The organism is Cribrihabitans pelagius, from assembly GCF_048820915.1.
In the GTDB taxonomy this organism is placed as follows: domain Bacteria; phylum Pseudomonadota; class Alphaproteobacteria; order Rhodobacterales; family Rhodobacteraceae; genus Cribrihabitans_A; species Cribrihabitans_A pelagius.
In genome coordinates this window covers 1-2789 of sequence record NZ_JBMERR010000058.1, presented here as the reverse complement: position 1 = coordinate 2789, position 2789 = coordinate 1, and the positions used below count along the sequence as shown (strand labels likewise).

The window sequence follows — 2789 nt, the reverse complement described above, 5'->3', positions numbered from 1 at the left end:
GAAAGACAAAGGGATACGCGCGTGTATCCCATCCCCGGTCGGAAACAGCGGAAGAAACCGGTCAAGTACGACAAGCGCCGCTACAAACGCCGCAATCGGATCGAGATCATGTTCGGCAGGCTGAAGGGTTGGCGGCGTGTGGCGACCCGATACGACAGATGCCCGAAGGTCTTCCTCTCAGCCATCGCCCTCGCCGCACTCGTCATTTACTGGCTATGAGTCCTGACCCTAGTTTCCTAACTACTCGGTCTGAGTTCTGGACATCCGTACCTCAATTTCCTCACCCCGCTACCGCGTCCCGCGCCACCTTGCGCTCGTACTTGCGGCGCAGCACTTCCATCTGCGGCTCCCAGTCGTAGCGCGGATCGGCGCGGGTGGGGGACCAGTAGAGCGCACCGCCATAGCGCCAGGGGTCGAGCACGATGCCTTCGTAGATGCCGTCTCCCTTGGCCGCGATCACCGCGGTGCTGTGGTCGATGCGGAACTCGTTGCGCGGCTCGGCAATGGCCCGCAGCAGGGTGAGGGTCTGGAAGTTTTCCTGATTGAGCCGCTTCTGCATGTCCTCGGCATAATGCACACAGAGCCCGCGCTCCTTCACACCTGTATTCACCATGGTGTTGTGCAGGATCGGCGTGGTGGTGACGCCATAATCCTCGGCCAGTTTGCTGGAGTGGCCGTAGGCGATCGCCGCCGCCCGGCGCGCTTCCTCCGGGTCGACCCCGGGGTCCAGCGCCTCCAGCGCGGCGGCAAGGCGCGAGACCTCGGCCGGGGTGGAGGGCGGCTTGCCCGCGCAGGCGGAGAGCAGGACGGCAAGGGCCAGGACAAGCGGCGCGGCTAGGGTTTTCATGCAGTATCCTCTGTAGTGGCTGCGGAGCGGGCGGTTTGCCCGACCATAAGCCAGGCGCTGCCGGCGTACAGGGGCAAATTGCATCCCACTTGCTTCGCAGGGCCATAGCCCATGTTGCGGCCCCATCGCGGCTTCGTGAGAGGATATGGTTTGGCGAACGAGCTTGCGGGGCTTACCTCTGAGCCGGAGCCACAGGCATGGGGAGCAACGCATGGCGCATCGCTGGAAAAACGACCTGACCCGGGCGGACATCACGCCGGAAGCCGTCTTCTGGGACCGGCGCCGTATCCTCGCGGGGCTTGCAGGCAGCGGGCTGGCCACTGCACTGGGTGGAAGCGCGCAGGCCCAGGGCGCTCAGGACGCGCTGGAGCCCAACACCTGGGAAGAGGTCACCAGCTACTGCAACTTCTATGAGTTCGGCACCGGCAAGAGCGACCCTGCGGCCTATGCCCACCGGATGACCACCTCGCCCTGGAGCGTGGAGATCGGCGGGCTGGTGGAGCGCCCGGGCCGCTATTCCATCGGAGAGATACTCGCCGCGATGACGCTGGAGGAGCGCATCTACCGCTTCCGCTGTGTCGAGGCCTGGTCGATGGTGATCCCCTGGCAGGGCTTCGAACTGGCCGACCTGCTGGGATTTGCCGGCGTCAGGCCTGAAGCGCGCTATGTCGCTTTTGAGACCCTTTACCGCCCCGGCGAGATGCCCGGCACCGCCTATAGGGTGCTGGACTGGCCCTACCGCGAGGGTCTGAGGCTCGACGAGGCGATGCATCCGCTCACCCTCATGGCGGCCGGGATCTTCGGAAAACCCCTGCCCAACCAGAACGGCGCGCCGCTCCGGCTGGTGGTGCCGTGGAAATACGGCTTCAAGTCAATCAAGTCTGTTGTGCGCATCACCCTCACCGAAGATCAGCCGCCAGCAAGCTGGAACATGTCGAACCCGCGCGAATACGGCTTCTATAGTAATGTGAACCCCGAGGTCTCCCACCCCCGCTGGAGCCAGGCCAGCGAGCGCCGCATCGGCGGCGGGTTGTTTGCACGCCGCCAGCCGACCCGGATGTTCAACGGCTACGCCGAAGAGGTGGCCGCCTTATATACGGGCATGGACCTCAGGGAGAACTTTTGAACCATGAGTGGGGGGATGGACAGGCTGAACACCCTGCTGCGCCGCGTGCCCGTCTGGAGTGTCTACCTGGGTGGCATGCTGCCCGCGCCCTGGCTGTTCTATCTTGGCCTCACCGGCGGGCTGGGGGTGGAGCCGATCGAGGCGCTGGAGCATGAATATGGCGAGCTGGCGCTTCAACTGCTGATCCTGACGCTGGCGGTTTCGCCTTTGCGCGCGCATCTGAGGCTGAACTTAATCAAGTTCCGCCGCGCCTTTGGGCTTCTGTGCTTTTTCTATGCCGCCTGTCATCTCCTGGTCTGGCTGCTGCTCGATGTGCAGATCCCCTCACAGATCGTGGCCGATATCGCCAAGCGCCCTTACGTGACCGTAGGCATGTCCGCATTCCTGTTGCTGCTGCCGCTGGCGCTCACTTCCAGCAATGCCGCGGTGCGCCGCCTGGGCCCCGCCTGGCGGCGGCTGCACCGGCTCACTTATCCGGCGGCGGTGCTGGCGGCGGTGCATTACCTGCTGCTGGCGAAGGGATTCCGCATCGAACCGCTCCTCTATCTGGGTGTCATCAGCTTTCTCTTGGCTTTGCGGCTGCCGTGGCAGGGGAATTGGCGCCCTGGCAGAGCAAGGCAGGAGGCGAGGCGGTGGTAAGATCCTGTTTTCACGGTGCTTTCTGGAAAACTTCAAGAAAACGCAGAATTCCTCAAAAAAGCGCTTGCGACTCTGTGCGACTAACCTTAGAACCCCCTTCACCGGCGGCGCTGAGGCGCTGCTGAGACACACCGGACGGGACGCTGAGCCAGGGATGGCGATGCAGGATCGGATCGG

Annotated in this window: 3 protein-coding genes and 1 pseudogene; 3 read left to right on the top strand and 1 reads right to left on the bottom strand. The window is 63.9% G+C overall.

Annotated features, from left to right (window positions below; all coding sequences use genetic code 11):
* A pseudogene (locus ACOHX0_RS21825) lies at nt 1-219 on the top strand (transposase); the annotation flags it as partial.
* Between the two features lie 61 nt (nt 220-280).
* Here ACOHX0_RS21825 and ACOHX0_RS21820 read toward each other — a convergent pair.
* Complete coding sequence (locus tag ACOHX0_RS21820) at nt 281-847, bottom strand: hypothetical protein (RefSeq protein WP_420679355.1); 567 nt, start codon at nt 845-847, stop codon at nt 281-283.
* Nucleotides 848-1058: 211 nt separating this feature from the next.
* Here ACOHX0_RS21820 and msrP point away from each other — a divergent pair, with 211 nt between their 5' ends.
* Both msrP and msrQ read left to right on the top strand, forming a co-directional pair.
* Nucleotides 1059-1973: a protein-methionine-sulfoxide reductase catalytic subunit MsrP gene (msrP, locus tag ACOHX0_RS21815; RefSeq protein WP_420679353.1), complete on the top strand. Its 915-nt coding sequence runs from the start codon at nt 1059-1061 to the stop codon at nt 1971-1973.
* A gap of 15 nt (nt 1974-1988) precedes the next feature.
* Nucleotides 1989-2612, top strand: a complete 624-nt coding sequence (gene msrQ, locus ACOHX0_RS21810; RefSeq protein ID WP_420679352.1) for a protein-methionine-sulfoxide reductase heme-binding subunit MsrQ — start codon at nt 1989-1991, stop codon at nt 2610-2612.
* Nucleotides 2613-2789 lie beyond the last annotated feature (177 nt).